This window comes from Variovorax sp. IB41 (genome assembly GCF_016405905.1).
Lineage (GTDB): Bacteria > Pseudomonadota > Gammaproteobacteria > Burkholderiales > Burkholderiaceae_C > Variovorax.
The window spans coordinates 287233-313597 of record NZ_JAEFCB010000003.1 but is presented as its reverse complement, the minus strand read 5'-3'; the positions used below and the strand labels follow the sequence as shown (position 1 = coordinate 313597).

Annotated in this window: 26 protein-coding genes and 1 tRNA gene; 11 read left to right on the top strand and 16 right to left on the bottom strand. The window is 68.2% G+C overall.

The features are described from left to right. Positions 1–248: 248 nt before the first annotated feature. The 3 genes from JC881_RS10125 to JC881_RS10115 all read right to left on the bottom strand — a co-directional run bounded on the left by JC881_RS10125 (position 249) and on the right by JC881_RS10115 (position 3267). The gene (locus JC881_RS10125) at positions 249–683 is read right to left on the bottom strand and encodes a VOC family protein (protein ID WP_198785577.1); all 435 of its coding nucleotides are present in this window, start codon (positions 681–683) and stop codon (positions 249–251) included. A gap of 25 nt (positions 684–708) precedes the next feature. Then, complete coding sequence (locus JC881_RS10120; protein ID WP_198785576.1) at positions 709–1953, bottom strand: CaiB/BaiF CoA transferase family protein; 1245 nt, start codon at positions 1951–1953, stop codon at positions 709–711. 114 nt (positions 1954–2067) lie between these two features. Next, positions 2068–3267, bottom strand: coding sequence for an acyl-CoA dehydrogenase (locus tag JC881_RS10115; protein WP_198785575.1), 1200 nt, complete (start codon positions 3265–3267; stop codon positions 2068–2070). Between the two features lie 186 nt (positions 3268–3453). Between JC881_RS10115 and JC881_RS10110 the strand changes: the two genes are divergently transcribed. Further along, positions 3454–4356, top strand: a complete 903-nt coding sequence (locus tag JC881_RS10110) for a LysR substrate-binding domain-containing protein (protein WP_198785574.1) — start codon at positions 3454–3456, stop codon at positions 4354–4356. Positions 4357–4370: 14 nt separating this feature from the next. On the opposite strand, the gene JC881_RS10105 is transcribed toward JC881_RS10110, so the two are convergent. From JC881_RS10105 to JC881_RS10095, 3 genes are read right to left on the bottom strand one after another with little or no spacing between them, the layout of a single operon-like run. Further along, a complete protein-coding gene (locus JC881_RS10105; RefSeq protein ID WP_233101675.1) occupies positions 4371–4874 on the bottom strand; it encodes a GFA family protein in 504 nt (167 codons plus the stop codon). A 4-nt stretch (positions 4875–4878) separates the two neighbouring features. After that, positions 4879–5712 carry a zeta toxin family protein gene (locus JC881_RS10100; RefSeq protein WP_198785573.1) on the bottom strand — a complete coding sequence of 278 codons (834 nt, stop codon included), beginning with the start codon at positions 5710–5712 and terminating at the stop codon, positions 4879–4881. Beyond that, positions 5709–6056 carry a hypothetical protein gene (locus tag JC881_RS10095; RefSeq protein ID WP_233101674.1) on the bottom strand — a complete coding sequence of 116 codons (348 nt, stop codon included), beginning with the start codon at positions 6054–6056 and terminating at the stop codon, positions 5709–5711. The genes JC881_RS10100 and JC881_RS10095 overlap by 4 nt, the downstream gene beginning before the upstream one ends. Before the next feature lie 134 nt (positions 6057–6190). Here JC881_RS10095 and JC881_RS10090 point away from each other — a divergent pair, with 134 nt between their 5' ends. Both JC881_RS10090 and JC881_RS10085 read left to right on the top strand, forming a co-directional pair. Next, positions 6191–6904: a 2OG-Fe(II) oxygenase gene (locus tag JC881_RS10090; protein WP_198785572.1), complete on the top strand. Its 714-nt coding sequence runs from the start codon at positions 6191–6193 to the stop codon at positions 6902–6904. A gap of 184 nt (positions 6905–7088) precedes the next feature. After that, the gene (locus JC881_RS10085) at positions 7089–9044 is read left to right on the top strand and encodes an adenylate/guanylate cyclase domain-containing protein (protein ID WP_198785571.1); all 1956 of its coding nucleotides are present in this window, start codon (positions 7089–7091) and stop codon (positions 9042–9044) included. A 13-nt stretch (positions 9045–9057) separates the two neighbouring features. Here the strand turns inward: JC881_RS10085 and JC881_RS10080 are convergent, their stop codons facing one another. Continuing rightward, positions 9058–9504 (bottom strand): YbaY family lipoprotein, encoded by a 447-nt coding sequence (locus tag JC881_RS10080; protein ID WP_233101673.1) that lies wholly within the window; start codon positions 9502–9504, stop codon positions 9058–9060. 7 nt (positions 9505–9511) lie between these two features. Beyond that, complete coding sequence (locus JC881_RS10075; protein WP_198785570.1) at positions 9512–11515, bottom strand: acetoacetate--CoA ligase; 2004 nt, start codon at positions 11513–11515, stop codon at positions 9512–9514. Positions 11516–11615: 100 nt separating this feature from the next. On the opposite strand from JC881_RS10075, the gene JC881_RS10070 reads away from it, so the two are divergent. The 7 genes from JC881_RS10070 to fahA are packed head-to-tail and all read left to right on the top strand — an operon-like array spanning position 11616 to position 17926. Further along, positions 11616–12371: a TetR family transcriptional regulator gene (locus JC881_RS10070; protein ID WP_198785569.1), complete on the top strand. Its 756-nt coding sequence runs from the start codon at positions 11616–11618 to the stop codon at positions 12369–12371. Further along, on the top strand, positions 12368–13315 hold the full coding sequence (locus JC881_RS10065; RefSeq protein WP_198785568.1) for an ABC transporter substrate-binding protein: 948 nt from the start codon (positions 12368–12370) through the stop codon (positions 13313–13315). The genes JC881_RS10070 and JC881_RS10065 overlap by 4 nt, the downstream gene beginning before the upstream one ends. Next, positions 13312–14169, top strand: a complete 858-nt coding sequence (locus JC881_RS10060; protein WP_198785567.1) for an ABC transporter ATP-binding protein — start codon at positions 13312–13314, stop codon at positions 14167–14169. Before JC881_RS10065 ends, JC881_RS10060 begins: the two co-directional genes overlap by 4 nt. After that, on the top strand, positions 14162–14932 hold the full coding sequence (locus JC881_RS10055) for an ABC transporter permease (RefSeq protein ID WP_198785566.1): 771 nt from the start codon (positions 14162–14164) through the stop codon (positions 14930–14932). The genes JC881_RS10060 and JC881_RS10055 overlap by 8 nt, the downstream gene beginning before the upstream one ends. Then, positions 14929–15729: an ABC transporter permease gene (locus JC881_RS10050; protein WP_198785565.1), complete on the top strand. Its 801-nt coding sequence runs from the start codon at positions 14929–14931 to the stop codon at positions 15727–15729. The genes JC881_RS10055 and JC881_RS10050 overlap by 4 nt, the downstream gene beginning before the upstream one ends. Before the next feature lie 48 nt (positions 15730–15777). Then, positions 15778–16584: a cyclase family protein gene (locus JC881_RS10045; protein ID WP_198785564.1), complete on the top strand. Its 807-nt coding sequence runs from the start codon at positions 15778–15780 to the stop codon at positions 16582–16584. A 19-nt stretch (positions 16585–16603) separates the two neighbouring features. Continuing rightward, positions 16604–17926 (top strand): fumarylacetoacetase, encoded by a 1323-nt coding sequence (gene fahA, locus JC881_RS10040; protein WP_198785563.1) that lies wholly within the window; start codon positions 16604–16606, stop codon positions 17924–17926. 54 nt (positions 17927–17980) lie between these two features. On the opposite strand, the gene JC881_RS10035 is transcribed toward fahA, so the two are convergent. From JC881_RS10035 to JC881_RS10025, 3 genes are all read right to left on the bottom strand, one after another. Then, positions 17981–18056 (bottom strand) — tRNA-Gly (locus JC881_RS10035). Between the two features lie 65 nt (positions 18057–18121). Further along, a complete protein-coding gene (locus JC881_RS10030) occupies positions 18122–19027 on the bottom strand; it encodes an NAD(P)/FAD-dependent oxidoreductase (RefSeq protein WP_198785562.1) in 906 nt (301 codons plus the stop codon). Then, positions 19017–19478 (bottom strand): Rrf2 family transcriptional regulator, encoded by a 462-nt coding sequence (locus JC881_RS10025; protein WP_198785561.1) that lies wholly within the window; start codon positions 19476–19478, stop codon positions 19017–19019. Before JC881_RS10025 ends, JC881_RS10030 begins: the two co-directional genes overlap by 11 nt. Positions 19479–19737: 259 nt before the next feature. Here JC881_RS10025 and JC881_RS10020 point away from each other — a divergent pair, with 259 nt between their 5' ends. Then, on the top strand, positions 19738–20199 hold the full coding sequence (locus JC881_RS10020; protein WP_198785560.1) for an adhesin: 462 nt from the start codon (positions 19738–19740) through the stop codon (positions 20197–20199). Positions 20200–20270: 71 nt separating this feature from the next. Here the strand turns inward: JC881_RS10020 and JC881_RS10015 are convergent, their stop codons facing one another. The 5 genes from JC881_RS10015 to JC881_RS09995 form a co-directional block, all read right to left on the bottom strand. Further along, positions 20271–20714 (bottom strand): MaoC family dehydratase, encoded by a 444-nt coding sequence (locus tag JC881_RS10015; protein WP_198785559.1) that lies wholly within the window; start codon positions 20712–20714, stop codon positions 20271–20273. 10 nt (positions 20715–20724) lie between these two features. Beyond that, complete coding sequence (gene boxA / locus JC881_RS10010; RefSeq protein WP_198785558.1) at positions 20725–22008, bottom strand: benzoyl-CoA 2,3-epoxidase subunit BoxA; 1284 nt, start codon at positions 22006–22008, stop codon at positions 20725–20727. Between the two features lie 50 nt (positions 22009–22058). After that, a complete protein-coding gene (gene boxB / locus JC881_RS10005; protein WP_198785557.1) occupies positions 22059–23486 on the bottom strand; it encodes a benzoyl-CoA 2,3-epoxidase subunit BoxB in 1428 nt (475 codons plus the stop codon). 32 nt (positions 23487–23518) lie between these two features. After that, positions 23519–25204, bottom strand: a complete 1686-nt coding sequence (gene boxC, locus JC881_RS10000; protein WP_198785556.1) for a 2,3-epoxybenzoyl-CoA dihydrolase — start codon at positions 25202–25204, stop codon at positions 23519–23521. Positions 25205–25330: 126 nt separating this feature from the next. Continuing rightward, a complete protein-coding gene (locus JC881_RS09995; protein WP_198785555.1) occupies positions 25331–26269 on the bottom strand; it encodes a helix-turn-helix transcriptional regulator in 939 nt (312 codons plus the stop codon). Between the last annotated feature and the right edge of the window lie 96 nt (positions 26270–26365).

Genomic DNA, 26365 nt, shown 5'->3' with positions numbered 1-26365 from the left:
AGAAGTGAGTGAGTCGGTTGGTGATCTGTCGGGACATTCATCGCTACGTCGGGATGCCGTGTGGCGATGAATGAATTACATCGGCAGGCTGTATCCGCGATGTGTCGAGATCCGGGGCGTTTTGCATGCGCGTGTGTGCGCTTCGCCGGCTGGACACACTGGCGTACAAATCGGCCCGCGCGGGCCGCACTGCACTTCGAAAAGAGAGGATGAAGGGGTGGGTGACGGGGTGGGCGAAGCGCCGGCGCTCAGCCGGCCGCGCCCTTGAGCTCGACGCCGTTGCCGTCGGGGTCGGTGAGATAGATCGAAGGCCCGTTGCCCTCGGCACCGAAGTTGTTCTGCACCTCGCCGTTCACCGGCACGCCGTGGCGCGCCATCAGCGCGCGAATGGCCGCTTCATCGAAGGGCTCGATGCGCAGGCACAGGTGGTCGACATTGCGCCCCTCCTTGCCGGCGAGCGCGCCGCCCTGCCGTCCGAGCGGACCGTCGTGCGTGACGAGGTCGATGAGGCTCGTGCCGGCACGCAGGTGGATGAGCCCCAGGTCGTCGCGGCGCTTCTCGATCGCGCAGCCGAGCACGTCGCGGTAGAACGCGATCGCGCGTTCGGCATCTTTCACGCGCAGCACGACATGGTCGATCCGCAGGACCGTGAACGGGAGGCTGTGCGTCGTGCTGTCGGTCATCGCGTGGGTCCTTTCTACATGGCGTTCAGACCACGCCCGCCGAGCGCAGCGCGTCGAAGCGCGCGGCGTCGATGCCGAACTCGGCGAGCACCTCGCGCGTGTGCTGCCCGAGCGCCGGCGGCGCATGGCGCAGCACGGGCGGCGTGGCCGACAGGCGCAGCGGGCTCGCCACGCCGGTGATGCTCGCGATGCCGTCGCCCGCATCGCGCGGCAGCGTGACCGCCAGGCCCCGCGCCTTGACCTGCGCATCGTCGAAGGCCTGCGCGATGTCGTTGATCGGACCGCACGGCACGGCCTTGTCTTCGAGCAGCGTGACCCAGTCGGCGGTGGTGCGGGTGCGGGTGAGTTCTTCCATCATCGGGATCAGCACGCCGCGGTGTTTCACGCGCAGCGTGTTGGTCGCAAAGCGCGCATCGGCTGCCCATTCCGCGTGGCCGGCCGCTTCGCAGAAACGCGCGAACTGGCCGTTGTTGCCGATGGCCAGCAGCATCGAGCCGTCGAGTGTCGGAAAGTCCTGGTAGGGCGCCAGGCTCGGGTGCGTGTTGCCCTGCCGCTGCGGCGCCTTGCCGGTGTTGAGAAACGCGCTGGCCTGGTTCGCGAGGATGGCCATGCCCACATCGAGCAGCGCCATGTCGATGTGCTGGCCTTCGCCGGTGCGGTCGCGCACCTGCAGCGCCGCGAGGATCGCGGTGCTCGCGTAGACGCCGGTGAAAAGATCGGTGAGCGCCACGCCGACGCGCAACGGGCCGCCGCCGGGCACGTCGTCGGGACGGCCGGTGATGCTCATCATGCCGGTCATGGCCTGGATCATCAGGTCGTAGCCCGCGCGCTCGGCGTACGGGCCGTCGTGGCCGAAGCCGGTCACGCTGCAATAGATGAGGCGCGGGTTGGCTGCGCGCAGGCTCTCCTGGTCGAGGCCGTATTGCTTCAGCCCGCCGGTCTTGAAGTTCTCCACCACGATGTCGGCCTGCGCGGCCATCTGCTGCAGCAGCGCCTGCCCGTCGGCCGTGGCCATGTCCACCGTGACCGAGCGCTTGTTGCGGTTGCAGGCAGTGAAGTAGCTGGCCTGGTCGGTGTCGTTGCCGTCCGCGTCCTTGATGAAGGGCGGGCCCCAGGTGCGCGTGTCGTCGCCCACGCCCGGGCGCTCGATCTTGATGACATCGGCACCCAGGTCCGCGAGGATCTGCGTGCACCACGGGCCCGCGAGCACGCGGGACAGATCCAGGACCTTGATGCCGTCGAGAGCTGCGGCCGGTTTGTTCATCGTCATCTACGTTGGTGTTGTCCTGCAATTCGAGGATGCCGCGGAACCGGCTTTGCCGGGCCGCTGGCGTCGCCCCTTGGAAGGGGGTTGGCGTCTACACGAAGTGAGTAAGACTGGGGGTTAGTTCGAAAACGCGGCGATGCCGGTGATGGCGCGGCCAAGAATGAGCGCGTGGATGTCGTGCGTGCCTTCGTAGGTGTTGACCACTTCCAGGTTCACCAGGTGGCGGGCCACGCCGAACTCGTCGCTGATGCCGTTGCCGCCCATCATGTCGCGCGCCAGGCGTGCGATGTCCAGGGCCTTGCCGCAGTTGTTGCGCTTCATGATCGAGGTGATCTCGACCGAGGCGGTGCCCTCGTCCTTCATGCGGCCCAAACGCAGGCTGCCTTGCAGGCCCAGCGTGATCTCGGTCTGCATGTCGGCCAGCTTCTTCTGGATGAGCTGGTTGGCGGCGAGCGGGCGGCCGAACTGCTTGCGATCCAGCGTGTACTGGCGGGCGCGGTGCCAGCAGTCTTCGGCGGCGCCGAGCGCGCCCCACGAAATGCCGTAGCGGGCGCTGTTCAGGCAAGTGAACGGGCCCTTCAAGCCCTGCACTTCGGGGAAGGCGTTCTCTTCAGGGCAGAACACGCCGTCCATCACGATTTCGCCGGTAATGCTGGCGCGCAGGCCCACCTTGCCGTGGATCGCGGGGGCCGAGAGGCCCTTCATGCCCTTCTCGAGCACGAAGCCGCGGATCGGGCCGACCGTGCCGCTTTCGCTCACTTCCTTGGCCCACACGACGAACACGTCGGCGATGGGCGAATTGCTGATCCACATCTTGGCGCCGCTGATCGAGTAGCCGCCCGGCACCTTCTTGGCGCGGGTGACCATGCTGCCGGGGTCGGAGCCGTGGTCGGGTTCGGTCAGGCCGAAGCAGCCGATCCATTCGCCGGTGGCCAGCTTGGGCAGGAATTTCTGCTTCTGCGCTTCGGTGCCGAATTCGAAGATCGGCACCATCACCAGCGAGCTCTGCACGCTGGCCATCGAGCGGTAGCCCGAATCGACGCGCTCGACTTCGCGGGCGATCAGGCCGTAGGCCACGTAGTTGAGGCCCGGGCCGCCGTACTGCTCGGGGATCGTGGGGCCCAGGAGGCCGAGCGCGCCCATTTCGCGAAAGATGGCGGGGTCGGTCTCGCCGCTGCGGAAGCCCTCGATGACGCGGGGCGCCAGGCGCTCCTGGCAGTACGCATTGGCCGCGTCGCGGATCATGCGTTCTTCGTCGGTCAGTTGCTGGTCGAGAAGAAGGGGATCGTCCCAGTGGAATTGCGCTTTGGCGGCCATGTGCTGTCTCCGGAAAGAGGGGAAAAAGAGAAAAAGAGGGGGATGGGAGCGATCCTAGCCACGCGGGGGGCCGGGCGCAAACGATGAATCCTCACCCAGATATGCGTTCGTAGAATGTCTTGCAAGATGTTCGAGCGGCTCCGCCATTGGCGAGGCCCCGTCTCCATACATACACCCGAGGCATACATGCGCCGCAAGATCCCACCCCTGCAAACCCTCGTGTGCTTCGACGCCGCCGCGCGCCACGAGAGCTACACCCGCGCCGCGCAGGAACTCGCGCTCACCCAGAGCGCGGTGTCGCGGCAGATCGGCACGCTCGAGGCGTTCCTGGGCGTCGCGCTCTTTCGCCGAACGCGGCACGGCGTGGCGCTCACCGCGAGCGGCGCGGCCTATGCGCGGCAGATCACCAAGCGGCTCGAGGCGATGGAGCGCGACACGCTCGACGCCATGGCGCACCAGGGCGAAGGCGGCTCGCTCTCGCTGGCGGCCGTGCCCACCTTCGCCACGCGCTGGCTGATGCCACGCCTGAAGGGCTTCGCCGCGCTGCAGCCCGACGTGGTGGTGCATATCGAGACGCGCACCCGCCCCTTTCTCTTCGCCGATGCGGAGTTCGATGCGGCGCTTTATGCCGGCACGCCTGCGCAGGTGGAGAACTGGGCCGGCACGCGCGCGCTGCTGCTGATGCACGAAGACGTGGTGCCGGTGTGCAGCCCGTCGCTGCTGCCGCGCGGAAAAGCCGTGGCGCCCGCGGTCATCGCCAAGATGCCGCTGCTGCAACAGAGCACGCGGCCCGACGGCTGGCGCCAGTGGTTCGATGCGCAGCAGATCGACGCGCCCAACGCGCGCGGCGGTCCGCGCTACGAGCTGTTCTCCATCCTCGCCGCGGCCGCCTCGCACGGCCTGGGCGTCGCGCTGATGCCCACGATGCTGGTGGCCGACGAGCTCGCGCGCGGCGAACTGGTGGTGGCCTGCGCGCGGCCGCTCTCGGGCGAGCGCAACTACTACCTCGTGACGCCGGAGCGGGCCGACCAGCGGCCGCTGCTCAAGTTCTTCAGCGACTGGCTGCTCGAACAGGCGCGCCAAGGTTGAGCGACACGAATCGCTCAGCCCTTCGCGGGCCGCGCGCCCTCTTGCGCGTAGGCCTGGATCAGCGCCGGGAACGCCGCGAAATCGGGCAGCTTGCCGAAGCTGTGCACCGCGGGCGTCGTGGCCCAGGGCAGCTTCTCGTCGGTCCAGGTTTCCATGAAGGGCACGAACCATTCGTGGCGGTCGAGCATCGTGGGCCGGATGTTGACGAACTCGTCCATGCCCTCGGTGCGCGTGAACATCCAGCTCTTGCAGTGCGGGCAGCAGTAGTGGTGCGAATCGCCGTGCAGGCCGCCGACAACGGGCTCGCCCGCGACAACCTCGAAGCCCGGCGTCGGGATGGCGAGCGAGAGCGAGAAGGCGCTTGCGCTCATGCGCTGGCAGCCGGTGCAGTGGCAGGCCATCGACAGCAGCGGCGGCGCCGTGATGCGCAGGCGCACCTGGCCGCAGCGGCAGCCGCCGTCCCAGGGGAGTTGCCAGTCGTCGGTGCCTTGATCGGCGGGGGATGTGGGAGTGCTCATGGGATTACTTCCTGGTGCTTGATGGTGCCGGCGGCGCAGTCTTCTTCGCTGGTGGTTTGGCCGGCGGTTTGGCCGATGGTTTCCGGCGTGCCTTGAACGGCCCGGCGACTTTCCCGAGCCATGGATCGCAGACGGCGCGCAGTGCCGGATCGACGTCGAACTGCGGGTCCCGCGCATCGAACAGGATCTTCTTGCGGGCCTGCGCGCGCACCAGCGCGAACGCATTCTTCTCGGAGCGGCTGTTGTCGAACATGAGCGTCATGTTCGCGATCTGCGTCGCGTGCCCGACCGCGGCCTGCGTGCGGGGAAAGCGCTCGACGAGCTTTTTGCGATCGACGTCGTGGCCGCCCTGCTGCTTGCGCGTGCTCACGCGAAAGACCGACATGTCCACCGACACGAGCCCTACGAACAGCAGCACCACGAAGTAGCCTGCCTGCTGCATCGCGCGGATGTCGTCGGCCTTTGACGCATGGCCGCCGCCGGGCAGCGGCTGCCAGTGCGAGAAGACCGTCTCGAACGCGAAGGGCATGCGCTGGTCCATCACCAGGCTCTTGAAGGCGCGCACGCCCTCTTGCGACAGCACTTGCCATTTCTGGTCGTCGTCGCGCAGCTGCTGGGCCCAGGCGGGGATGTGGCCGGTCCTGGGGTCGGCGTCGGGCAGGATGGACATCATCATCCGGTCGGCGTTGACCAGCGGCATGCGCAGCGAGGCGGCCAGGCGCGAATACCAGAGGGTGGATTTGCCGGCGCCGTTGTGGCCGGCCAGGACGAAGGCCACCGGACGCGGGCCCCGCGTCTGGTCGATGAGCTTTTCCAGCGTCGGGGGGCGGCGGCTCACGCCTTGCTCGCGCGAAACTTTCCGTCGACCAGGCTGCCGGTGACCTTGGTGCCGTCGGCCGCTTCGCGAACGACACGGGTCGGGTCCTGCGGGTCGGCGTAGTAGGCGAAGATCCGCGCCGCGTTGGGGCCGTGGAAGACGACCGAGCGGTCGATGCCGGGCTTGTTGAGCGCGCGGGCCGCCTTCTTCAGCAGCGCCGTCGTGTTGTCCTCGGGGCGCACCACGGGACGCGGTGTCTTGCCGGTCTTGATCAAGGTCATGCCGCGCCCCAGCGTTGCCACCGGCCGGCCCTGGACCAGCTGCGCGGCGGTGCTTTCGCGTGCGACGGATTTTTCTCTTGCCATCGCCGGATGATCGCTCAAAACCCCCGGCGCCCACCAGCCCGCGCGCGAAGGGTCGAAGGGTCGAAGGGCCGCGATGGCATACCGGTGTCCGAAAACGGCGAGCCCCGCGCGCGCGCCGGCGAGACACTGCGAGCATGACAACAACCCACGTTTCCCGCATCGACGCGCTCGACTGGCCCCGCATCGAGACCGATCTGGCCACCCGCGGCTGCGCCGCCACCGGCCAGCTGTTCACCCCCGAGGAATGCGCCCGGCTCGCGGCGATGTACGACGAGGGCGGCCACTTCCGCAGCCGCGTGGTCATGCAGCGCCACGGCTTCGGCCAGGGCGAGTACCAGTACTTCGCGAACCCGCTGCCGCCGCTCGTCACCGCATGGCGCAGCGCGCTGTACGAGCGCCTCGCGCCCCTGGCCAATGCCTGGGCGAGCGCGATGGGCCAGCCGGCCGACTACCCGCCCGATCACGCCGCCTACCTCGCGCGCTGCCATGCGGCGGGCCAGCTGCGCCCCACCCCGCTGCTGCTGCGCTACGGCGAGGGCGACTACAACTGCCTGCACCAGGACCTGTACGGCGACCTGCAGTTTCCGCTGCAGCTCACCGTGCTCCTGAGCCGGCCGGGCGAGGACTTCACGGGCGGCGAGTTCGTGCTGACCGAGCAGCGCCCGCGCATGCAGTCGCGCGCCGAGGTGGTGTCGCTCGCGCAGGGCGAGGCCGTGATCTTCGCGGTCAACCAGCGCCCCGTGGCGGGCACGCGCGGCACCTACCGCGTGACCATGCGCCACGGCGTGAGCCGCCTGCGCTCGGGGCGGCGGCACACGGTGGGCCTCATCTTCCACGACGCGCACTAGCCGCCGCGGGCTCCCGCACGAGCGGGCACTAACGCACGCAAAAGCCGAACTCGCGCAAAATCCCTCCCGCGTCCGGCGCGCTCGCCAGAATTTCCGACAACCATGATCGGGACGGCGAGCCCGACCGATGCCGATCCGCGGCCGATCCGCAGCGGATGCGTTCGAGTCGTCGACAGGGAGCTGTATGAACATGAACTCGTCCGGGTCTCCGGATGTGGCGGGAAAGCCGCCGTTTGAATCCGCCAGTCCGCGCCCGCCGCCGGCAACCGCGGCCGAGGCCCCACCCCGGCGCTCGCGGCGCTTCAGGGTCGACGTGGGCACCATCGTCAGCGCCGTTGCGCTGGCCCAGTCGCTGCTGCTGGTCTCGCTCGGCTACTGGGGCTCGCAGCGGCTGGTGTCCAACATCGGCACCTCCGCGCATCGGGCCAACCACGACCGCATCGAGGACAAGGTGCTCGCCTTCCTCGCGAAGGCCGAGTCGGCGGTCGGCGCCATCGGGAGCGCCCCGAGCCTGAGCCCCGCGGGCGAGCATTCCGAGCGCACCGCCGAATTGCTCTGGACCCTGCTGCAGCAATCGCCCGAGCTGGACAGCGTGTATGTCGCCAACGAGAGCGGCCAGATGCTGATGGCGCTGCGCTACCCGGTGCCCGCGATCCGGCACATCGCTGCGGCCAAGGAATTCACCACCGAGACCTGGCAGTACAAGCGGCCCTTCGGCGCGGAGCTGGACGTGCAGCAGCGCTTTGCCACGCAGCGCATCGAATCGTTTCGCAGCAGCTACGACCCGACGCGGCGCGGCTGGTTCGAGCAGGCCAGCAAGCGGGGCGGGCCGATCTGGACCCAGCCCTACGTGTTCGCCGCGGCGCAGGAACTGGGCGTGACCTACGCGCTGCCGGGCGAGCGCCGCTACGCCGAGGGCGGCACCAAGGCGCTGGTGGCGGCGGGCGACGTGTCGCTCGGGCGGCTGTCGGAGTTCGTGCGCCTTTTCAGCAGCAACGGCTACGGCAACAGCGCGCTGCTGAGCGCCGACAGCAAGGTGCTCGCGCGCAGCGACCAGCCGGGCGTGCTGCACCAGCTCGCGCCGCCCACCGGCGTGCTCGGTGCGCTGCACGCGCACATGGTCGCCGACGGCACCGCGGGCGGCGGCGACGATTCGACCTTCTCGTTCGACTTCGACGGCCAGCGCTACCTGGTGCAGACCTCGCTCATCCCCTCCACCGGCTGGGAGCTGGTGAGCTGGGTGCCCGAGGACATGGTGCTGGGCGACCTGCGCCGCGCGGTGCTCTGGGGCCTCTTGCTGGCGCTGGTGTTCCTGGCGCTGGCGCTGTTCATGTCGCTCAAGCTGTCCAAGCTGGTGACGGCGCCGGTGGAGAACCTCTCGCGCATCGCGCGGCGCATCGGCCTGCTGGAGCTGGACAACCTGCCGCGCGAACCCAGCCGCGTGCTGGAGATCCAGCACCTGGACCAGGCGCTGGACGACTCGGCGCGCAGCCTGAAGGCCTTCAGCAAGTTCGTGCCGGTGGACGTGATCAACCAGCTCGTGGCCGAAGGGCATTCGCTCGCGCCCAACGGCGCGGCGCGGCGCGTGACGGTGATGTTCACCGACGTGGAGGGCTTCACCTCGATCTCGGAGTCGCTGCCCATCGACGTGCTGGTGGGCATGCTGACCGAGTACTTCAACCTCGCCACCGGCGTGTTCGCGCGCTACGGCGGGGTGGTCGACAAGTTCATCGGCGACGGCATCATGGTGCTGTGGGGCGCGCCCGCGGACATGAAGGACGCGGAGTACCGCGCCTGCCTGGCCGCGCTGCAGCTGCATGCGCAGATGAACGAGCTCAACCGGCAGTGGCGCGCCAAGGGCCTGCCCGAATTCCGCACCCGCATCGGCATCCACACCGGCGTGGTGATCGCGGGCGTGCTGGGCTCGAACGACCGGCTCTCGTACACCGCGTTCGGCGACGTCATCAATGTGGCCAGCCGCATCGAGGGCATCAACAAGCAGCTGGGCACGCAGACACTGGTGTCGGAGGACACCTTCGCGGGCCTGAAGGGGCGCCTGCGCACCCGTCGCATCGAGGAACTGGTGGAGCTGCGCGGCCGGCAGACGCGGATGGTGCTCTACGAGCTGATGACGCCTTGAGCGCCGGCGCCGTTCAGTGCGGCGACGGCGTGACGCGCACCAGCACGAGGTCGGCGGTGGCGCCGCTGCCCTGCGTGAGCACCGGGTACTGCGTGTCGTTGATGAACAGCAGCTGCTCGCCGCGCAGGATGCGCGCCGACACCGCGTAGCGCATGCGTGGATCGATGCGACCCGCCTCGACCTGCAGCTCGTAGGCGAACGGCGGCTGCCTGCCGTTGGCCTTGATGCGCTGCTCGGCGAGCGTGACCGAAGGCGCGTCCATGCGCGACACATCGAGCAGCTGCACCACCACTTCGGCCGCGGGGTCGAGCGCGATGCGTTCGCGGTAGGCGACCGTGCCGCTCACGCGCAGCGATGCGCTGGCAGCGGGTTTCGATGCCGGCGCGGAAGAGGCGCAGGCGCCCAGCACGGAGGCGCCGGCCGCGGCGGAAAGCATCAGGAGGCTGGTACGTCTTTTCATCGGGACATCATGCAGAGGCACGCTCGGCGGCGAAGGCCACGTACCAGTCGAGACTGCCGGGATTGGCCATTGCCTCGCGGTTCACCACCTTCTCGATCGGTTGGCCCAGCAGCAGCTTCTTGATCGGCAGCTCCTGCTTCTTGCCCGAGAGCGTGCGCGGGATCTCGGCCACCTGGAAGATGTCGTTGGGCACGAAGCGCGGCGAGAGCGAGGTCTTGATCGCGTTGTTCAGGCGCGCGCACATCGCCTCGTCGAGCGCCACTCCCGGGCGCAGCACCACGAAGAGCGGCATGTAGCTGTCGCGGCCCAGGTACTCGAGATCGACCACCATCGAGTCGAGCACCTCGGGCAGCCCTTCGACCGCGCTGTAGATCTCGCTGGTGCCCATGCGCAGGCCCTGGCGGTTGATGGTGGCGTCGCTGCGGCCGTAGATGATGCAGCCGCCGTCTTCGCCGATCCTGATCCAGTCGCCGTGGCGCCATACGCCCGGGTAGGTGTCGAAATAGCTCGACACGTAGCGCGCGTTGCCCTCGTCGCCCCAGAAGTAGAGCGGCATCGAGGGAATGGCCTTCGTGCAGACCAGCTCGCCCACCTCGCCGATGACCGGCTGGCCCTGCTCGTTCCACGCCTCGACCGCGTGACCGAGTTCGCGGCACTGCATCTGGCCCGGCACCTCGGGCAGTTCGCGGTTGCCGCCGACGAAGGCGCCGCAGAAGTCGGTGCCGCCGGAGATGTTGCACCACCAGACTTCCCTGGAGCCCGCATCGAGGATCTGCTGCGAGCCCCAGCGCTGCACCTCGTCGGGCAGCGGCGAGCCGGTGCTGCCGAGCGCGCGCACGCGCGAAAGATCGCCGCATTCCTTCGCGACGACGCCGGCCTTCATGCAGTTGGTGAAGTAGGCCGCGCCGGCGCCGAAGAAGGTGACCTTGTGCCGCGCGACGAAGCGCCACAGCACGCCCCAGTCCGGCGCCTCCTTGCTGCCCGCCGGGTTGCCGTCGTAGATGCAGATGGTCGCGCCGAAGGCCATGCCCGAGAGCTGCGAGTTCCACATCACCCAGCCGGTGGAACTGTACCAGTGGTAGCGCTCGCCGAAGTTGTTGGCGCCGTAGCTTGCGCCCACGTCGCTGTGCAGGCCGCAGGCGTGCATGGTCAAGAGAATGCCGCCCTGCCCGTGCACGATGGGCTTGGGCAGGCCCGTGGTGCCGCTCGAGTAGACGATCCAGATCGGGTGGTCGAAGGGCAGCCATTCGGGCTCGAACGCGGCGACCTCGGCATCGTTGCGCACGGTGGCCTCGGTCCAGTCGATGTCGTGTTCGACGGGGCTCGCGGCGAAAGGTGTCTTCACGAGCAGCAGCTTCTTCACGCTCGGCAACTGGCCGCGCAGTTCCTGCAGCACGGCGCTGCGGTCGAGCGGCTTGCCGCCGTAGTGCACGCCGTCGACGGCGACGAGCACCTTGGGCTCGATCTGGCGGAAGCGGTCGGCCACGGCGGCCGTGCCCATGTCGGGCGCGCACACGCTCCAGATCGCGCCGATGCTGGAGCACGCGAGAAACGCGACCATGGTCTCGGGCACATTGGGCATGTAGGCCGCCACGCGGTCGCCGCGCTGCACGCCGAGCGACTTGAGCGTGAGCGCGACCGCGGCGACCTGGCGGCGCATCTCGGGCCACGACAGCTCGCGGACTTGGCCCAGTTCGTTGTCGCTCACGATGGCGGGCATGCCCGCCGCATGCGCCGCATCGGCGTGGCGCAGCACCTCGCGCGTGTAGTTGACCTGTGCGCCCGGGAACCAGCGCGCACCCGGCATGGTCGCCTCCGCGAGCACCGCGGTATGCGGCGTGGGCGACGCGAGGCCGGCGTAGTCCCAGATGCTCTGCCAGAACGCATCGAGGTCGGTGACGGACCAGCGCCACAGCGCGTCGTAGGTGTCGAACGAGAGGCCGCGCTGCGCGCGCAGCCAGTCTTGATAGAGGCGGATCTGGGGGATGTTGGGAACATTGGAAACAGGCATGACCCGAGCGTAGCGCTGCGAACGACCGTGCTCAATCGGGGTTGACCTCAGGGTTTGTACGTGTGTTCAACATTTTTGTACAGGCGTTCAATACGCCCCCATGAGCACCCGCACCCCGACCGCCCGGCGCAGCACTTCCCGGGCCGCGGCCACCACTACCGCCACCGCCGAAGCCGCCCGGCCCGACCGCCGCCAGGCCATCCTGCTGGCCGCCGAGAAGCTCTTCGCGCAGCACGGCTACCACGCGGTGACGATCCGGCAGATCGCCGAGGAGGCCGGCGTGCCGCTCGCGCTGGTGGGCTACTACTTCGGGCCGAAGCACGAGCTCTTCCACGCCATCTTCGAGCACTGGAGCCACACCATCGAGGAGCGGCTCGCGGGCTTGGCGCAAGTGAACAACGACCCCGACGACGCGCACACGCTGCCGCGCATCATCGACGCCTTCACCGCGCCCGTGCTTGCCTTGCGCGCGAGCGCCGAGGGCGAGTACTACGCGCTGCTGGTGGCGCGCGAGCTCTACCACGCGACCGAAGAGGCCGACCGCGTGCTGCGCGGCTACTTCGATCCGCTGGCCACCGCCTACATCGACGCGCTGCACCTCGCACTGCCGCATGCCACGCGCGCCCAGGTCGCATGGGGCTACCAGTTCGCGCTCGGCGCGCTCTTGCACCACCTGAACGACAGCCGCATCGAACGGCTCTCGCGCGGCGAGAACAAGCGCGCAGACCCGGCCGTGGCGCCGATGCTGGTGAACTTCATCGTCGGCGGCCTGCGCGCCGCGCTGCCCAAGCCCAAACCCAAATCCAAGCTCCCGCGCGCACAACAAAAAACCCCCACCCGGAGACCGAAGACATGATGAAACGACGCACCCTGCTGTCGGCGCTCGCGGCCGCATCGGCCGCCGCCGCGCTGCCTTCGCGCGCGCAGCAGTCCCATCCGAAGATCGTGTTCGGCTACACCGCCGTGACCGATTTCGCCTCCGTCTTCGTGGCGGCCGAAGAGGGCTATTTCAAGAAGCGCGGGCTCGATGTCGAGCTCAAGTTCATTCCGCTCAACTCCACGATTCCCGCGGCGCTGCAGTCCGATTCGCTGCAGATCGGCGGCCCCACGCCCTCGGTGTTCCTGCAGGCGGTGGACGGCGGGCTCGATCTCGTGCTGGTGGCCGGCGGCGGCCTCACCTCCAAGACCATCACCGGCTTCGGCCTGGTGGCGCGCGCGGGCTCGGGCATCAAGAGCGCGCAGGACTGCGTGGGCAAGAAGATCGGCGTGCCGGGCCTTGGCGCGTTCCTGCACGTGACCTTCCGTGCGTGGCTGAAAGACAGCGGCGTGGACTACCGCAAGGTCAACTTCGTGGAGGCCTCATTCCCGCAGCATGCCGACCTGCTGCGCGGCGGCTCGGTCGATGCGGTGGTCTCGGCCGATCCGTTCATGAGCCGCATCACCGAGAGCGGCGCGGGCTACGTGGCCTCCTACTACTCGACCTTCCTGCCCGAGAACAACCAGACCATCGTGCATGCGGCCAAGCGCGAGTGGGTGGCGAAGAACCCCGCGACGGCGCGCGCGTTCCGCGAGGCGCTGGTCGAGTCCGGCGGCTTCATGCAGCAGGCCAGGAACGACGCGAAGGTGCGCGCGGCCATCGGCAAGTACATCAAGCTGCCACCCGAGGTGCTGGCCAAGGTGCAGGTCTCGCCGCCCGGGCCGGTGGTCACCGACAAGCAGCTCGGTTACTGGACCGGGCTCATGAAGGAGCAGGACATGCTCAAGACGAACATCGACGTTGCGAAGCTGATCGCCAAGTGATTTCCTCCCCTGCCCCGATCACCGCGCGCGCTGCGCTTTCCGTGAGCGCCGCGCGTTCGCCGGCCAGTTCCACGGTGCCTGCCACGCCTTTCCTGCGCTTCGACGGCGTCACCATCTGCCTGGGCGGCCGCGAGATTCTTTCGCCCACCTCGTTCGACGTGGCGCGCGGCGAGTTCGTCTGCATCGTCGGCCCGAGCGGCTGCGGCAAGACGACGCTGCTGCGCGCGGCCAGCGGCCTCGTCACCGCGAGCGCCGGCGAGGTGCGCCGCAACGGCGTGAAGATGACAGCGCCTTCGCGCGAAGTGGCTTTCGTATTCCAGGACTACGGCCGTGCGCTCTTGCCTTGGCGCACCGTGGAAGGCAACGTGAGCCTTGCGCTCGAGGCGGCCGGCGTGCCCGCCGCCGAGCGCGCGCCGCGCATCGCCGATGTGCTCGGCAAGGTCGGCCTCGGGAAGCACGCGCAGAAGTTTCCGGTGCAGCTCTCGGGCGGCATGCAGCAGCGCGCGCAGATCGCGCGCTGTCTCGCCCAGAAGCCCGAGCTGATGATGATGGACGAGCCCTTCGGCGCGCTCGATGCGCTCACGCGCCAAAGCCTGCAGGACGAGCTCGCGCGGCTGGTGCGCGACGACGGCCTCACGGTGCTGTTCGTCACGCACGACCTCGAAGAAGCCATCTACCTGGGTGACCGCGTGATCGCGCTGCAGGCCAACCCCGGCCCCGGACGGCCGAGCCTCGCGCGGATGATCGACGTGAAGATCCCGCGCCCGCGCGACCAGCTCACGACCAAGGAGCATCCGGACTACCTGCAGTTGCGGCGTGAGCTGTTCGCCTTCATCGAGCAAGGCCATGACTGAAGGCCGCGTCTTCCGCTGGCTGCGGCCGTGGGTGTTTCCCGCGGTGCTGGTCGGCGCCTTCGAGTGGTACGCGCGGCGCGCGGCTGCACTGGGCAGCGATGCGCTCGCGCCGCCCAGCGCGGCGGCCAAGGCCTTCGTCGGCGCGGCGCTCGACGGCTCGCTCTGGCAGGCCACGGGCTTCACGCTCGGCACGGCGGCACTCGGCTTGCTGATCGGCGCAGTGCTCGGCATCGCGCTGGGCCTGGTGCTCGGCCTTTCGCGCCGTGCCGCGCAGCTGGGCTCGCTCTCCATCGAAATACTGCGGCCTGTGCCTTCGGTCGCGCTGATTCCGCTCGCGATGCTGGCCTTCGGTTTCGGTGTGCGCATGGAGCTGGCCATCGTCGCCTTCGCCACCTTCTGGCCGCTGCTGGTGCTGGTGCAATCGGCGGTGCAGCAGATCGAGCCGCGCCTGCTCGAAGTGAGCCGCGTGCTCGGCCTCTCGGCGCGCGAGCGTGCGTTCAAGATCGTGCTGCCGGCCATCGTGCCGCGCCTGTTCGTCGCGCTGCGTCTGGGCGTGGCGGTGGCGCTGGTGGTGGCCGTGACGGTGGAGATCGCCGCCAACCCCAACGGCATGGGCTACGCGATGATGATCGCGCAACAGAGCCTGGACCCCGCGCTGATGCTCGCGTGGCTCGGCTGGATCGGCGTGGTGGGCTTCGCGGTCAATGCGGGCATGGTGCTGCTGCAGCGCACGGTCGCGCGGCGCATGGGGGTCGCGCCATGAAAGGCAACGACCGTGCGCCCTCGGGCCTGAACTGGCTCGGCTCATTCGCCGTGCTGTGTGCGCTGGTCGCACTCTGGTGGGTCGCGAGCAACGCGGGCTGGGTGAGCCGCGTGTTCCTGCCGACGCCGCAGGCCACCTTCGCGAGCCTGCTCGAAGGGCTCAATCTCTCCGGTGGTGCTGCAAACACCGGCAACGGCGAACTGCTCGCCTTCACGCAGGCGACGGTCGGCCGCATGGTCCAAGGCTGGCTGCTGGCCTCGCTCTTCGGCGTGGTGCTGGGCGCGGCCATCGGCGTGTCGCCCGCGGTGCGCGCGTGGGTGCAGCCGACGCTCGAATTCATCCGCCCGCTGCCCGCATCGGCGTTGCTGCCGCTCGCGATTGCGATCTTCGGGCTCAACCCCGGCATGGTGCTCTTCGTGGTCGCGTTCGGCGCGATGTGGCCGGTGCTGCTGGCCACGGTGCATGGCTTCGCGGCCGTGGAGCCGCGTCTGGCGGAAGTGGCGCGCTGCCTGCAGATGTCGCGCGCGGCGTACATCTGGAAGATGGGCCTGCCCAATGCGATGCCCGACATCCTGGCCGGCATGCGGCTCGCGCTGACCATCGCGCTCATCGTCGCGGTGGTGGGCGAAATGATCGCCTCGCAAAGCGGCCTGGGCCAGGCCATTCTGCTGGCCGCGCGTGCCTTCCGCGCGAGCGACCTCTTCGCCGGCATCGTGCTGCTCGGACTCATCGGGTTCGCCAGCAATGCGCTGCTGGCCTTTGCCGAGAAGCGCCTGCTGCGCTGGCAGCAACCCTGACCGATCGATTCCAAGCCAACACCAATATCCCCACAAGGAGCCCCGCCCATGCCACGCAAATTCGTCGACCTCTCGATCTTTCTGGAGAACGATGTGCTCTCCGATCCGCCCGCCTTCGCGCCGAAGATCCAGTACTTCACGCACGAGCAGACCTACGAGCAGATCGAGCCCTTCTTTCCCGGCTTGAAGAAAGAGGACCTGCCCGACGGCGAGGGCTGGGCCGTGGAGCTGGTGCAGCTGTCCACGCACAACGGCACGCACCTGGATGCGCCCTACCACTTCCACTCGACCATGGACAAGGCGCTCGGCGAGAAGAAGCCCGCCATCGCGATCCACGACGTGCCGTTGGAGTGGTGCTTTCAGCCGGGCGTGAAGCTGGACTTTCGCCACTTCGCCGATGGCTACGTGGTCACGGCCGCCGACGTGGAGGCCGAGCTCAAGCGCATCGGCCACACGCTGAGTCCGCTGGAGATCGTGGTGATCAACACGCGCGCGGGCAAGCGCTACGGCAACAACGACTACGTCTCGGCCGGCGCGGGCATGGGCTACGAAGCGACGATGTATCTGCTGGAGCGCGGCGTGCGCCTCACGGGCACCGACGCATGGAGCTGGGACGCGCCGTTCGTGCACACCGCCAAGAAGTACGGCGAGACGCAGGACGCCTCGCTGATCTGGGAAGGCCACAAGGCCGGCCGCGACATCGGCTACTGCCACATCGAGAAGCTGCACAACCTGGAGGTGCTGCCGCCGACGGGCTTCTTCATCAGCTGCTTTCCGCACAAGATCCGTGGCGCCTCGGCGGGCTGGACGCGCGCGGTCGCGATCTTCGACGATGCATTGATGGCGTCGGTCTGAACGAAAGAATACCACGGCCATGATCGAACTCAACCACACGCACGACGTCGATGCCCGCAGCTGGGTCGAAAGCGCGAACGCTGCGGGCACAGACTTCCCGATACAGAACCTGCCGTTTGCGGAGTTCCGCCGCATCGGCAGCCCCGAGCCGTTTCGCGGCGGCGTGGCCATCGGCGACCAGGTGCTCGACCTCGCGGCGCTGGCAGCCGGCCAGCATGCCGACGGGCTCGCGCTCGATGCGGCGCGGGTGGCCGCGCTGCCCGCGCTGAATGATTTCTTCGCGATGGGTCCCACCGCCTGGCGGGCGCTGCGCCATCTGGTCTTCGCGCTGCTGCGAAGCGATGCGCCGGCCTCGACCGTGGACGATGTGCGCAAGTGCCTCGTGCCGCAGTCCGAGATCGAGTACACGGTGCCCGCGCGCATCGGCGACTACACCGACTTCTACACATCGATCGACCATGCGCTGAACATCACGCGCCTGTTCAATCCCGAGGGCGACGTGACGCCGAACTTCCGCTGGATTCCGACGGCGTACCACGGGCGCGTCTCGACCATCGGCGTGAGCGGGCAGCGCTTCCACCGGCCGATGGGGCAGACGCTGGCGCCCGGCGCGAAGGCGCCCACATACCACGCGTGCGCGCGGCTGGACTACGAGCTCGAACTCGGTGTGTGGATCGGCGAAGGCAACGCGGCCGGCGAGCCGATTCCGCTCGAGCGCGCGGAAGAGCACATCTTCGGCATCTGCCTGCTCAACGACTGGTCGGCGCGCGACATCCAGTTCTGGGAGATGGCGCCGCTCGGCCCCTTCCTCGCGAAGAACTTCGCGACCACCATCTCGCCCTGGATCGTGACGATGGAGGCGCTCGCGCCCTACCGCCAGGCCTGGACGCGGCCTGCCGACGACCCGCAGCCGCTCGACTACCTGGAGAGCCGTGCGAACCGCGACAGCGGCGCGATCGACATCAGCCTGGAGGTGTGGCTCGAAAGCGATAAGGCGCGCGCGGACCAGAGCGGCCCGTCACGCCTCTCGCGCACGAGCTTCAAACACCAGTACTGGAGCGTGGCGCAGATGGTGGCGCACCACACGATGGGCGGCTGCCAGCTGAATGCGGGCGACCTGTTCGGCAGCGGCACGATCTCGGGCCCCGGGCCGGGCGAGGCCGGCGCGATCATCGAACTCACGCGCGCGGGGCAGAGCCCCGTGGCGCTGGCCAACGGCGAGCAGCGTGGGTTCCTGGAAGACGGCGACGCGGTGCTGCTGCGCGGCTGGTGCGAGAAGCCGGGGCATGCGCGCATCGGGTTCGGCGAGAGCCGCGGAACGGTGCTGCCGGCGAAGCGCTGAATACGCGCCGCCCAAAGAAAAGGCCACCGGTGAGGTGGCCTTTTGCATGAAATGTGGAGCGGGAAAAGAGTCTCGAACTCTCGACCTCAACCTTGGCAAGGTTGCGCTCTACCAACTGAGCTATTCCCGCATTTCGAGGGTCGAATTATAGAGGGCTCGGAGCCCGTTTTTCCCGAGCCCGAGAAAAAAGTGGGGTCAAGCGTCCAACAGCATGGCGCGGTGCAGCGATACGCCGGCCATCACACCCTCGGCAGAGGCCAGCGTGGCGTTGTGCATCTGCATGGCCGCATCGCCTGCGGCGAACACGCCGGGCACAGTGGTCATCTTCATTGCATCGATGCGGATCACGGGGCCGGCGTGGCCCTCATCGAACGCGCACCCCAGTTGCTCCGCCAGGGCGCTGCCGGGACGCGTGCGCGGAACCATGAACAGCGCCTCCAGCGGCACGATGCGCCCGTCCTCGAGGCGAACGCCCGACAGGTCCTTCGCCGGCCCCTCCAGTGCCGCGATGCGGCCCGGCTCGATCGCGACGCCGCGCGCCTGCAGCTTGCCCCGCACTTCGTCGTCCACCGTGTTGTTCCCGTTCAGGAAGAGCGTGGTCGGGCCCCATTCGGCGATCAGCATCGCGTGCTCCGGCGGGTGCGGCGCTTCGACCAGGACGCCGAGCCTGCGGCCGCTGAATTCATAGCCGTGGCAATAGGGACAGTGCAGCACGCTCGTGCCCCAGCGCTCGCGCACGCCGGCGATGCCGTCCGGAAAACCGTCCTGCACGCCGAACGCCAGCAGGAGCTTGCCGGCAGAGAGTTGCCGGTCGCCATCGAGCGATGCGACGAACCCGCCCGCACCATCGGCCTCGGCGCTCGCCACGCGGCCTTCGATGAAGGTGACGTTCGGATAGGCCAGCAGCTTGGTGCGCGCATCGGCAATCATCTTCAGCGGCGGCACGCCGTCCTGGCCGAAGAAGCCGTGCGCGGCGGCGGCGAAGCGGTTGCGCGGCGCGCCCGCGTCGACCACGCACACGTTCTTGCGAGCGCGCGCGAGCTGCATGGCAGCGGAGAGGCCGGCAAAGCTGCCGCCCACGACAAGAGCGTCATAGCGCATGCTCAATGTCCTTCCTGGTGAAGCCGCCGCCTGTCATGCGGCGATGAAAGTCTTTCGAGAGATCGGCCAGCGTGATGCTGTTGAAACGCTTGAGCAGCAGGGCCTCGGCCGCATCGAAGGCGTCGTCGAGCGCCGCGTTCACCGCCTGCTCGACGATGCAGCCGGGGCTCTCGGTGCGGTTGCCCATGGCCAGCAGCGCGGGCGCGCCGACGGCGTTGTGGATGTCGCCCAGCGTCACGCGCGACAGCGAACACGACAGCACCCAGCCGCCGCCGTGGCCCTTGGCCGAACTCACGAAGCCGGCCTGCCTGAGGCCCGCCATGAGCCGGCGCACCACGACCGGGTTGGTGTGCATCGCCGCGGCGAGCGACTCGGAGGTGATGGGGCCGTCCATCTCGGCCATGTGCAGCAGCACGTGGAGAATGCCGGAAAGCTTGCTGTCTCGTTTCATGCAACATTATTAGTTGCATGAGATTTTTCATGTCGATGCCGACTCGCTTTGACCCTGCCCGGTGAAAGGTCTGCATCCCTCGAGGAATGGCGCGCTCTAACGCACGGCACCGCGTTCCCGACGACGGACACGTCCCACAAACGAGAGCGAAGCCCCCGCACACGGCGACAGGGTGCGAGGTGGTCACGGTAGCGACCGAACTGGCCCAAAGCCGGTTCTTGTCAGTCAGTGACCATTCAAACGAAAGGAACAGTCACCCATGAAGCAACAACAAAACAAATCCATCTTCGTCGGCGCCTTGCTCGCAGGCCTTCTTGCCATGAGCGGTTTCGCCCAGGCACAGGGCGCAGGGGTCGGCGTGGGCGTGAATGCCGATGTGAATACATCGGGCACGGTCAAGGCCGCACCGGCGCAAGGCAGCGCGGGCGCAAGCACGGGCGCCGCTGCCGGCGCGAACGCCTCCGCCAACGGCAATGCGGGCAACGCAACCGGCGGCCTGGGCAACACGGTCGGCGGCGCGACCGGGGCTGTGGGCGGCGCAACGAGCGCCGTGGGTGGTGCCACCGGCGCGGTGGGCGGCGTCACGAACACCGTGGGCGGCACGCTGAACAGCGCGACCGGCGCGGTCGGCTCGGCCGGCAGCGCGGTCAAGCCGTCGGGCGCCGGCGTAGGCGCGAAGGCGAGCGGCAAGGGCTCGGGTGCGGTCAACGTAACCAAGTAAGCCTGCGCTCAACCGCTGAAACGACAAAGCCCGCGGTGCTCATGCGCCGCGGGCTTTTTTTCCTTTGCGATTCAGTCCGCGGCTTCGAGCCTGAAGAGGCTGGTGACGTCCACGTCGAGCACCATCAGTTCACGCTGATTGAAGAGCCGCCAGCGCCAGCGCAGGATGCCCAGTGTCGGCCGCTTCTCGGAGCGCCGCACCTCGATCACATCGGCCACGAGCCGCAGGGCATCGCCGGGCCGCACGGGGTTGGGCCAGCGCACATGCTCGAGCCCCGGCGAGGCGAAGGATTCGGAGCCCTCGAGCGCCGCCTCGACCACGAGGCGCATCGCGATCGCGCAGGTGTGCCAACCGCTCGCGATGAGGCCGCCGAAGGCGCTGTCTGCCGCGGCTTGCGCGTCGGTGTGGAACCACTGCGGGTCGTACGCCCTGGCGAACTGCACCAGCTCGGCTTCGGTGAGCACGTAGGGCCCGGCCTCGATGACCTGGCCCGCATGGAAGTCGGCGAACTTCATCCGCCGCAGCTCAGTAGGTTTCCAGGTGCAGGCGGCCTTCGCGCTTGAGCGACGCGCCGACCGTGTCCCAGTCGAGCCCCGCCTCCGTCGCCACGTCGCGCAGCGCGAGCACCACGCCCTCTTCCATGCTCTTGAGGCCGCACACGTAGAAGTGGCTGCTGCCGTCTTTCAGCAGCGCGGCCAGGTCCGCGGCGCGCTCGCGCATCAGGTCCTGCACATAGCGCTTGGGGTTTCCGGGCGTGCGCGAGAACGCGAGGTTGATGTCGATGAAGTCCTTGGGCAGCGACTGCAGCGGGCCGAAGTACGGCAGCTCCTGCTGCGTGCGCGCGCCGAAGAACAGCATGAGCTTGCCGCCTTCGAACTTGCCGCTCTTGCGCAGGCGCCGGCGCCATTCGGTCATCGCGCGCATCGGTGCGCTGCCGGTGCCGGTGCAGATCATCACGATGTGCGACTTGGGGTGGTTCGGCATCAGGAACGAGGCGCCGAAGGGCCCCACCACCTGCACCGTGTCGCCCACCTTCAGGTCGCACACGTAGTTGGAGCACACGCCCAGCACCGGGTCGCCCTGGTGGTCCTCCGTCACGCGCTTGACGGTGAGCGAGACGTTGTTGTAGCCGGGTCGCTCGCCATTGCGCGGGCTTGCCACCGAGTACTGGCGCGCATGGTGGCGCTTGCCGATGGCATCGACGCCCGGCGGCACGATGCCGATCGACTGGCCTTCGAGCACGGGAAACGGCACCACGCCGAAGTCGAGCACGATGTGGTGGGTCTCGCTGTCGAAGCCTGCCTCTGTGCAGTTGAAGTTGCCGACCACGGTGGCGGTCGTCGGCGTTTTCGGCGGGAACAGGTTCGTGTACGCATGCGCGGCCGACCACGGGGGCACGGCGGCGCCGTACTGCGCGGAGTTGAAGACGGCCTCGACGGATTCGACCGCGGCGACCTGCGTCGGCGCAGCGGGTGTTGTCGCGGCCTCATCGCCCGCATCGGCGGAAACGCCCGCGGCTTCGAGCTCTTCGGGCGTCAGCTCCGCGGGCAGTTCTTCCCAGGTGAGCTGTTCTTCGATCGTGTACGCGCGCACGAGCGGCATCGTGCGCCAGTTGTCGATGGAGCCCGTCGGGCACGGCGAGATGCAGGCCATGCAGCCGTTGCAGATGTCGGCCCGCACGACATAGTTGTTGTCGTCGTGCGTGATCGCGTTGACGGGGCAGGTGGCCTCGCAGGTGTTGCAGCGGATGCAGATCTCGGGGTCGATCAGGTGCTGCTTGATGACCCCGGCTTCAACGGCCATGTCCATGTTGTTCTCCATCCCCTCGCCGTGGGGGCGAGGGATTCATATCCAGGCGCTCAGCCGAAGCGCACGTACTCGAAATCGACGGGCTGGCGATTGATGCCCATCACCGGCGGCGAAATCCAGCCTGCGAACTTGCCCGGCTCCACCACGCGGCCCATCAACGATGCCACGAAAGCGAAGTCTTCGGAACTGGGCAGCCATTCGTCGCGCTTGGCGGCCCATTCGATCTCGTTCACCACGCGGCCCTCGGGCGACATCTTGATGCCGGCGAGCGCGCCGATCTGGCGGTTGAAGGCCTTGTGCGGCACGACCAGGCGGGTGGCGATGCCGGCCTTCTCGAGCACCTTGTTCCAGCGGCCGACGCCGGCCACCGAGTCCTTGATGAAGTCGTCGCGCAGCACTTCATTGAGCGCGTTGAGCATCGGCACGTCCTTCTCCACCAGCTGGCCGTCCTTCACCTCGAGCACCTTGTAGGTCTGGCCCTTCAGGATGTGGTCGTCGGTGCGCTTGCCTTCCTCGTAGCGGCCCTTCAGGCCCGAGCTGTAGAAGATGGCCGCGTTGCTCGACTGGTCGGCGCCGAACAGGTCGATGGTCACGCTGTAGTGGAAGTTCAGGTAGCGCTGGATCGTGCCCAGGTCGATGCAGCCCGCGGCGCGGATCTTCTGCGCGTCGTCGGTCTTCAATTCGTTCATCACCTGCGCGGTGCGCGCGATGACGCGCGAGACGCCGCTCTCGCCCACGAACATGTGGTGCGCCTCTTCGGTCAGCATGAACTTGGTGGTGCGCGCGAGCGGATCGAACGCGCTCTCGGCCAGCGCCGACAGCTGGAACTTGCCGTCGCGGTCGGTGAAGTAGGTGAACATGAAGAACGCGAGCCAATCGGGCGTGCGTTCGTTGAAGGCGCCCAGGATGCGCGGGTTGTTCTCGTCGCCCGAGGTGCGTTGCAGGAGCGCGTCGGCTTCTTCGCGGCCGTCGCGGCCGAAGTGCTTCTGCAGCAGGTAGACCATCGCCCACAGGTGGCGGCCTTCTTCCACGTTGATCTGGAAGAGGTTGCGCAGGTCGTACATCGACGGGGCCGTGAGGCCCAGGTGGCGCTGCTGCTCGACCGACGCGGGCTCGGTGTCGCCCTGCGTCACGATGATGCGGCGCAGGTTGGCGCGGTGCTCGCCGGGCACGTCCTGCCAGGCCTTCTCGCCCTTGTGGTCGCCGAAGTGGATCTCGCGGTTCGCATCGCCCGGGTTCAGGAAGATGCCCCAGCGGTAGTCGCGCATCTTCACGTGGCCGAACTGCGCCCAGCCCTGCGGATCGACGCTCACCGCGGTGCGCAGGTACACGTCGTGGTTGGTCGAGCCTTCGGGGCCCACGTCGTCCCACCAGTTGATGAAGTTGGGCTGCCAGCCTTCGAGCGCGCGCTGCAGCGTGCGGTCTTCGCCGAGGTTGACGTTGTTGGGGATCTTCTCGCTGTAGTTGATCGTGCTCATCGTTGTTCCTTGGGTTGTGCGGGGCTGCCGGTTCAAACGCGGTTCATGTCGAAGCCGGCTTTCTCGCCGGTGCCGTAGACCTTCAGCGCACCCTTCTCGCCGACGGCGTTGGGGCGGTTGAAGATCCAGTTCTGCCAGGCGGTGAGCCGGCCGAAGATGCGGGTGGCCATGTTCTCCTTGCTCGCGAAGCGCAGGTTGGCTTCCAGGCCCGTGAGCGCATCGGGCGACATGGCAGCGCGCTCCTCGATGGCGATGCGGATCTCGTCGTCCCAGTCGATGTCGTCGGGCGCGGCGGTGACCAGGCCGAGCTTGAGGGCCTCGTCGGCGTCCAGCGGCTTGCCGGCGGCTGCGCGCGCGGCTTCGAGCGGCGCGGCTTCTTCGTAGAAGCGGCGTTGCAGGCGGCTCTGGTCGTTCACCATCGGGAAAAAGCCGAAGTTGAATTCATCGAGCGTGAGCTTCGGCGCGCGCTCAGCGTCGTCGGGCAGTGCGAGCATGTAGGTGCGGTCGGCCGCGAAGGCCAGCTCGGCCAGCGTGCCGGCGAAGCACGAGCCGGCCTCGACCAGCGCGAACAGGCTGCGCGACGACACGTCCAGCCGCGCCAGCGTGCGGCGCAGGGCGCCGATGGTTTCGCGCACGAGCCAGTGGTCCTTGTGGGCGAGCATCACGGCGTCCGATGCGAGCACGGCCTGTGCATCGCCTTCGGTCTTGAGCAGCCAGGTGCCCACGTCCAGCTCGTTGGTGCGCAGGTTGAGGATCGCGTCGTCCAGCTCGCGGCACATCGCGAGCGGCCACCACGCGGCGCCCGCGGCTTCGATGGCGGCGATGTCGGCCGGCTGCGCGCCGGTGGGCGCCTTCACGGTGATCGTCGCGGTGCGCTTGCTGCGGTCGATCTGGATGTCCACATGCGAGTAGCTGATGCCATCGGCGCTGTCGGTGCGTTCCAGGCGCGTGAGCGCCACGCCCTTGCCGTTCGCGGGGCGGTCGCTGCCGGCCGCGAGTTGCGAGGCGCGGTCCTGCACGGCGGCGGCGAACTGCGCGGGCTTGGCCACGGCATCGACCAGTCGCCACTCGACCGCGCGCTGGCCGCGCACACCTTCGACGCTGGTGCAGAAGATGTCGGCCAGGTCATGGCGCACATGGCGCTTGTCGGTCACGCGCGTCAAGCCACCGGTGCCGGGCAACACGCCGAGCAGCGGCACTTCGGGCAGCGAGACGGCCGAGGAGCGGTCGTCCACCAGCAGGATCTCGTCGCAGGCCAGCGCGAGCTCGTAGCCGCCGCCGGCGCAGGCGCCGTTCACGGCCGCGAGGAATTTCAGGCCCGAGTACCTGGACGTGTCTTCGATGCCATTGCGGGTTTCATTGGTGAACTTGCAGAAGTTCACCTTCCAGGCGTGGCCCGAGACGCCCAGCATGAAGATGTTGGCGCCCGAGCAGAAGATGCGGTCCTTGCCGCTGGTGACGATCACGCTGCGCACTTCGGGGTGCTCGAAGCGCACGCGGTTGAGCGCGTCGTTCAGCTCGATGTCCACGCCCAGGTCGTAGCTGTTGAGCTTCAGCTTGTAGCCGGGGCGGATGCCGCCGTCTTCCGCGATGTCGAGCACCAGGCGGGCGATGGCGCCGTCGAAGCTCAGGGACCAGTGGCGGTACTGATCGGGTGCCGTGCGGTAGTCCACGCGGGTGGGCGCCTGGAGCGAAGTGGGGGTCGCGGTGTCGGTCATACGGAAGTCTCCTGTGGGGCAGATGCAAACCGGAAGAATAATGCATCTTCTGGTTCCGATGACATGCATCATGCTGCATGCAAACAGGCAAGTCAATGCCTGTTGTGCTTTTTTTCAAACTTCAGGTCAGGCGCCCAGGCCCATGGATTGGCGCGTGGCGGCGCGCAGGGCCTGGAAGCTCTGCGCCAGGCTCTTGCCGCTGGTGTCCACCGAAAGATCGGCCTTCGAATAGAAGGCGGCGCGGCCATTCAGGATGCGACGCAGGTCCTCCATCGCTTCCTTGCTGGCGGCCATCGGGCGGGTGTCGCCCTGCGCGGCGACGCGGCCCATGTGCTCCTCGGGCGCGGCCTGCAGCCACACGGTGGTGCAGTGCGCGAGCAGCTCGTTGAAGGTGGCGGGGTCGGAGACGATGCCGCCCGGCGTGGCGATCACCACTTCGCTGTAGATCTGCACCGCCTCCTCGAGCGCGCGGCGCTCGTAGCGGCGGTAGGCGTTGGTGCCGTAGAGGTCGTGGATCTCGCGCACGCTGCAGCCCGCGAGCTTCTCGATCTCGCGGCTCAATTCGACGAAGGGCACGTCCAGGTCGTCGGCGAGCATTTGCCCGAGCGTCGACTTGCCCGCGCCGCGCAAGCCCACGAGCGCGATGCGGCGGTGCCGCGCCGGATCGACCGAGGCCGTGCCGAGCAGTTCACCGAGCGCCACGCGCACGCGGCGCAGGTCGGTTTCGCTGCGGTTCTCCAGCAGTTCGCGGATCAGCAGCCACTCGGGCGAGCTGGTGGTCACGTCGCCGACCAGTTCGGCCAGCGAGCAGTGCAGCGCGCCGGCCACCTGCTGCAGCACCAGGATCGATGCGTTGCCGATGCCGTATTCGAGGTTGGCCAGGTGCCGCTCCGACACGTCGGCCGAAATGGCCACCGCCTTGCGCGTGAGGCCGCGCTGCGCGCGCAGGTTGCGCACGCGATCGCCCAGTGCGGCCAGCAGCGGGTTCTTGGCCTCCCCGGCCGGTGCGGCGTGGTTGCCGCTTTCTGGCGCGGTGGCCAGCACCGCGTCTACATGCTCGTTCATGCCATTCCTCGTTCTTGGCCGGGATTGTGCGCGCTCAGGGTAAACACCATACATGCACTATATTGCTTGACACCCATTGTCTCGATGCTTATTGTT

Excerpts from the sequence above, each read along its gene's own strand:
- JC881_RS10125 (WP_198785577.1), bottom strand. The coding sequence starts at position 683 with ATGACCGACAGCACGACGCACAGCCTCCCGTTCACGGTCCTGCGGATC.
- JC881_RS10120 (WP_198785576.1), bottom strand. The coding sequence starts at position 1,953 with ATGACGATGAACAAACCGGCCGCAGCTCTCGACGGCATCAAGGTCCTG.
- JC881_RS10115 (WP_198785575.1), bottom strand. The coding sequence starts at position 3,267 with ATGGCCGCCAAAGCGCAATTCCACTGGGACGATCCCCTTCTTCTCGAC.
- JC881_RS10110 (WP_198785574.1), top strand. The coding sequence starts at position 3,454 with ATGCGCCGCAAGATCCCACCCCTGCAAACCCTCGTGTGCTTCGACGCC.
- JC881_RS10105 (WP_233101675.1), bottom strand. The coding sequence starts at position 4,874 with ATGAGCACTCCCACATCCCCCGCCGATCAAGGCACCGACGACTGGCAA.
- JC881_RS10095 (WP_233101674.1), bottom strand. The coding sequence starts at position 6,056 with ATGGCAAGAGAAAAATCCGTCGCACGCGAAAGCACCGCCGCGCAGCTG.
- JC881_RS10090 (WP_198785572.1), top strand. The coding sequence starts at position 6,191 with ATGACAACAACCCACGTTTCCCGCATCGACGCGCTCGACTGGCCCCGC.
- JC881_RS10085 (WP_198785571.1), top strand. The coding sequence starts at position 7,089 with ATGAACATGAACTCGTCCGGGTCTCCGGATGTGGCGGGAAAGCCGCCG.
- JC881_RS10080 (WP_233101673.1), bottom strand. The coding sequence starts at position 9,504 with ATGAAAAGACGTACCAGCCTCCTGATGCTTTCCGCCGCGGCCGGCGCC.
- JC881_RS10075 (WP_198785570.1), bottom strand. The coding sequence starts at position 11,515 with ATGCCTGTTTCCAATGTTCCCAACATCCCCCAGATCCGCCTCTATCAA.
- JC881_RS10070 (WP_198785569.1), top strand. The coding sequence starts at position 11,616 with ATGAGCACCCGCACCCCGACCGCCCGGCGCAGCACTTCCCGGGCCGCG.
- JC881_RS10065 (WP_198785568.1), top strand. The coding sequence starts at position 12,368 with ATGATGAAACGACGCACCCTGCTGTCGGCGCTCGCGGCCGCATCGGCC.
- JC881_RS10055 (WP_198785566.1), top strand. The coding sequence starts at position 14,162 with ATGACTGAAGGCCGCGTCTTCCGCTGGCTGCGGCCGTGGGTGTTTCCC.
- JC881_RS10050 (WP_198785565.1), top strand. The coding sequence starts at position 14,929 with ATGAAAGGCAACGACCGTGCGCCCTCGGGCCTGAACTGGCTCGGCTCA.
- JC881_RS10045 (WP_198785564.1), top strand. The coding sequence starts at position 15,778 with ATGCCACGCAAATTCGTCGACCTCTCGATCTTTCTGGAGAACGATGTG.
- fahA (WP_198785563.1), top strand. The coding sequence starts at position 16,604 with ATGATCGAACTCAACCACACGCACGACGTCGATGCCCGCAGCTGGGTC.
- JC881_RS10030 (WP_198785562.1), bottom strand. The coding sequence starts at position 19,027 with ATGCGCTATGACGCTCTTGTCGTGGGCGGCAGCTTTGCCGGCCTCTCC.
- JC881_RS10025 (WP_198785561.1), bottom strand. The coding sequence starts at position 19,478 with ATGAAACGAGACAGCAAGCTTTCCGGCATTCTCCACGTGCTGCTGCAC.
- JC881_RS10020 (WP_198785560.1), top strand. The coding sequence starts at position 19,738 with ATGAAGCAACAACAAAACAAATCCATCTTCGTCGGCGCCTTGCTCGCA.
- JC881_RS10015 (WP_198785559.1), bottom strand. The coding sequence starts at position 20,714 with ATGAAGTTCGCCGACTTCCATGCGGGCCAGGTCATCGAGGCCGGGCCC.
- boxA (WP_198785558.1), bottom strand. The coding sequence starts at position 22,008 with ATGGACATGGCCGTTGAAGCCGGGGTCATCAAGCAGCACCTGATCGAC.
- boxB (WP_198785557.1), bottom strand. The coding sequence starts at position 23,486 with ATGAGCACGATCAACTACAGCGAGAAGATCCCCAACAACGTCAACCTC.
- boxC (WP_198785556.1), bottom strand. The coding sequence starts at position 25,204 with ATGACCGACACCGCGACCCCCACTTCGCTCCAGGCGCCCACCCGCGTG.
- JC881_RS09995 (WP_198785555.1), bottom strand. The coding sequence starts at position 26,269 with ATGAACGAGCATGTAGACGCGGTGCTGGCCACCGCGCCAGAAAGCGGC.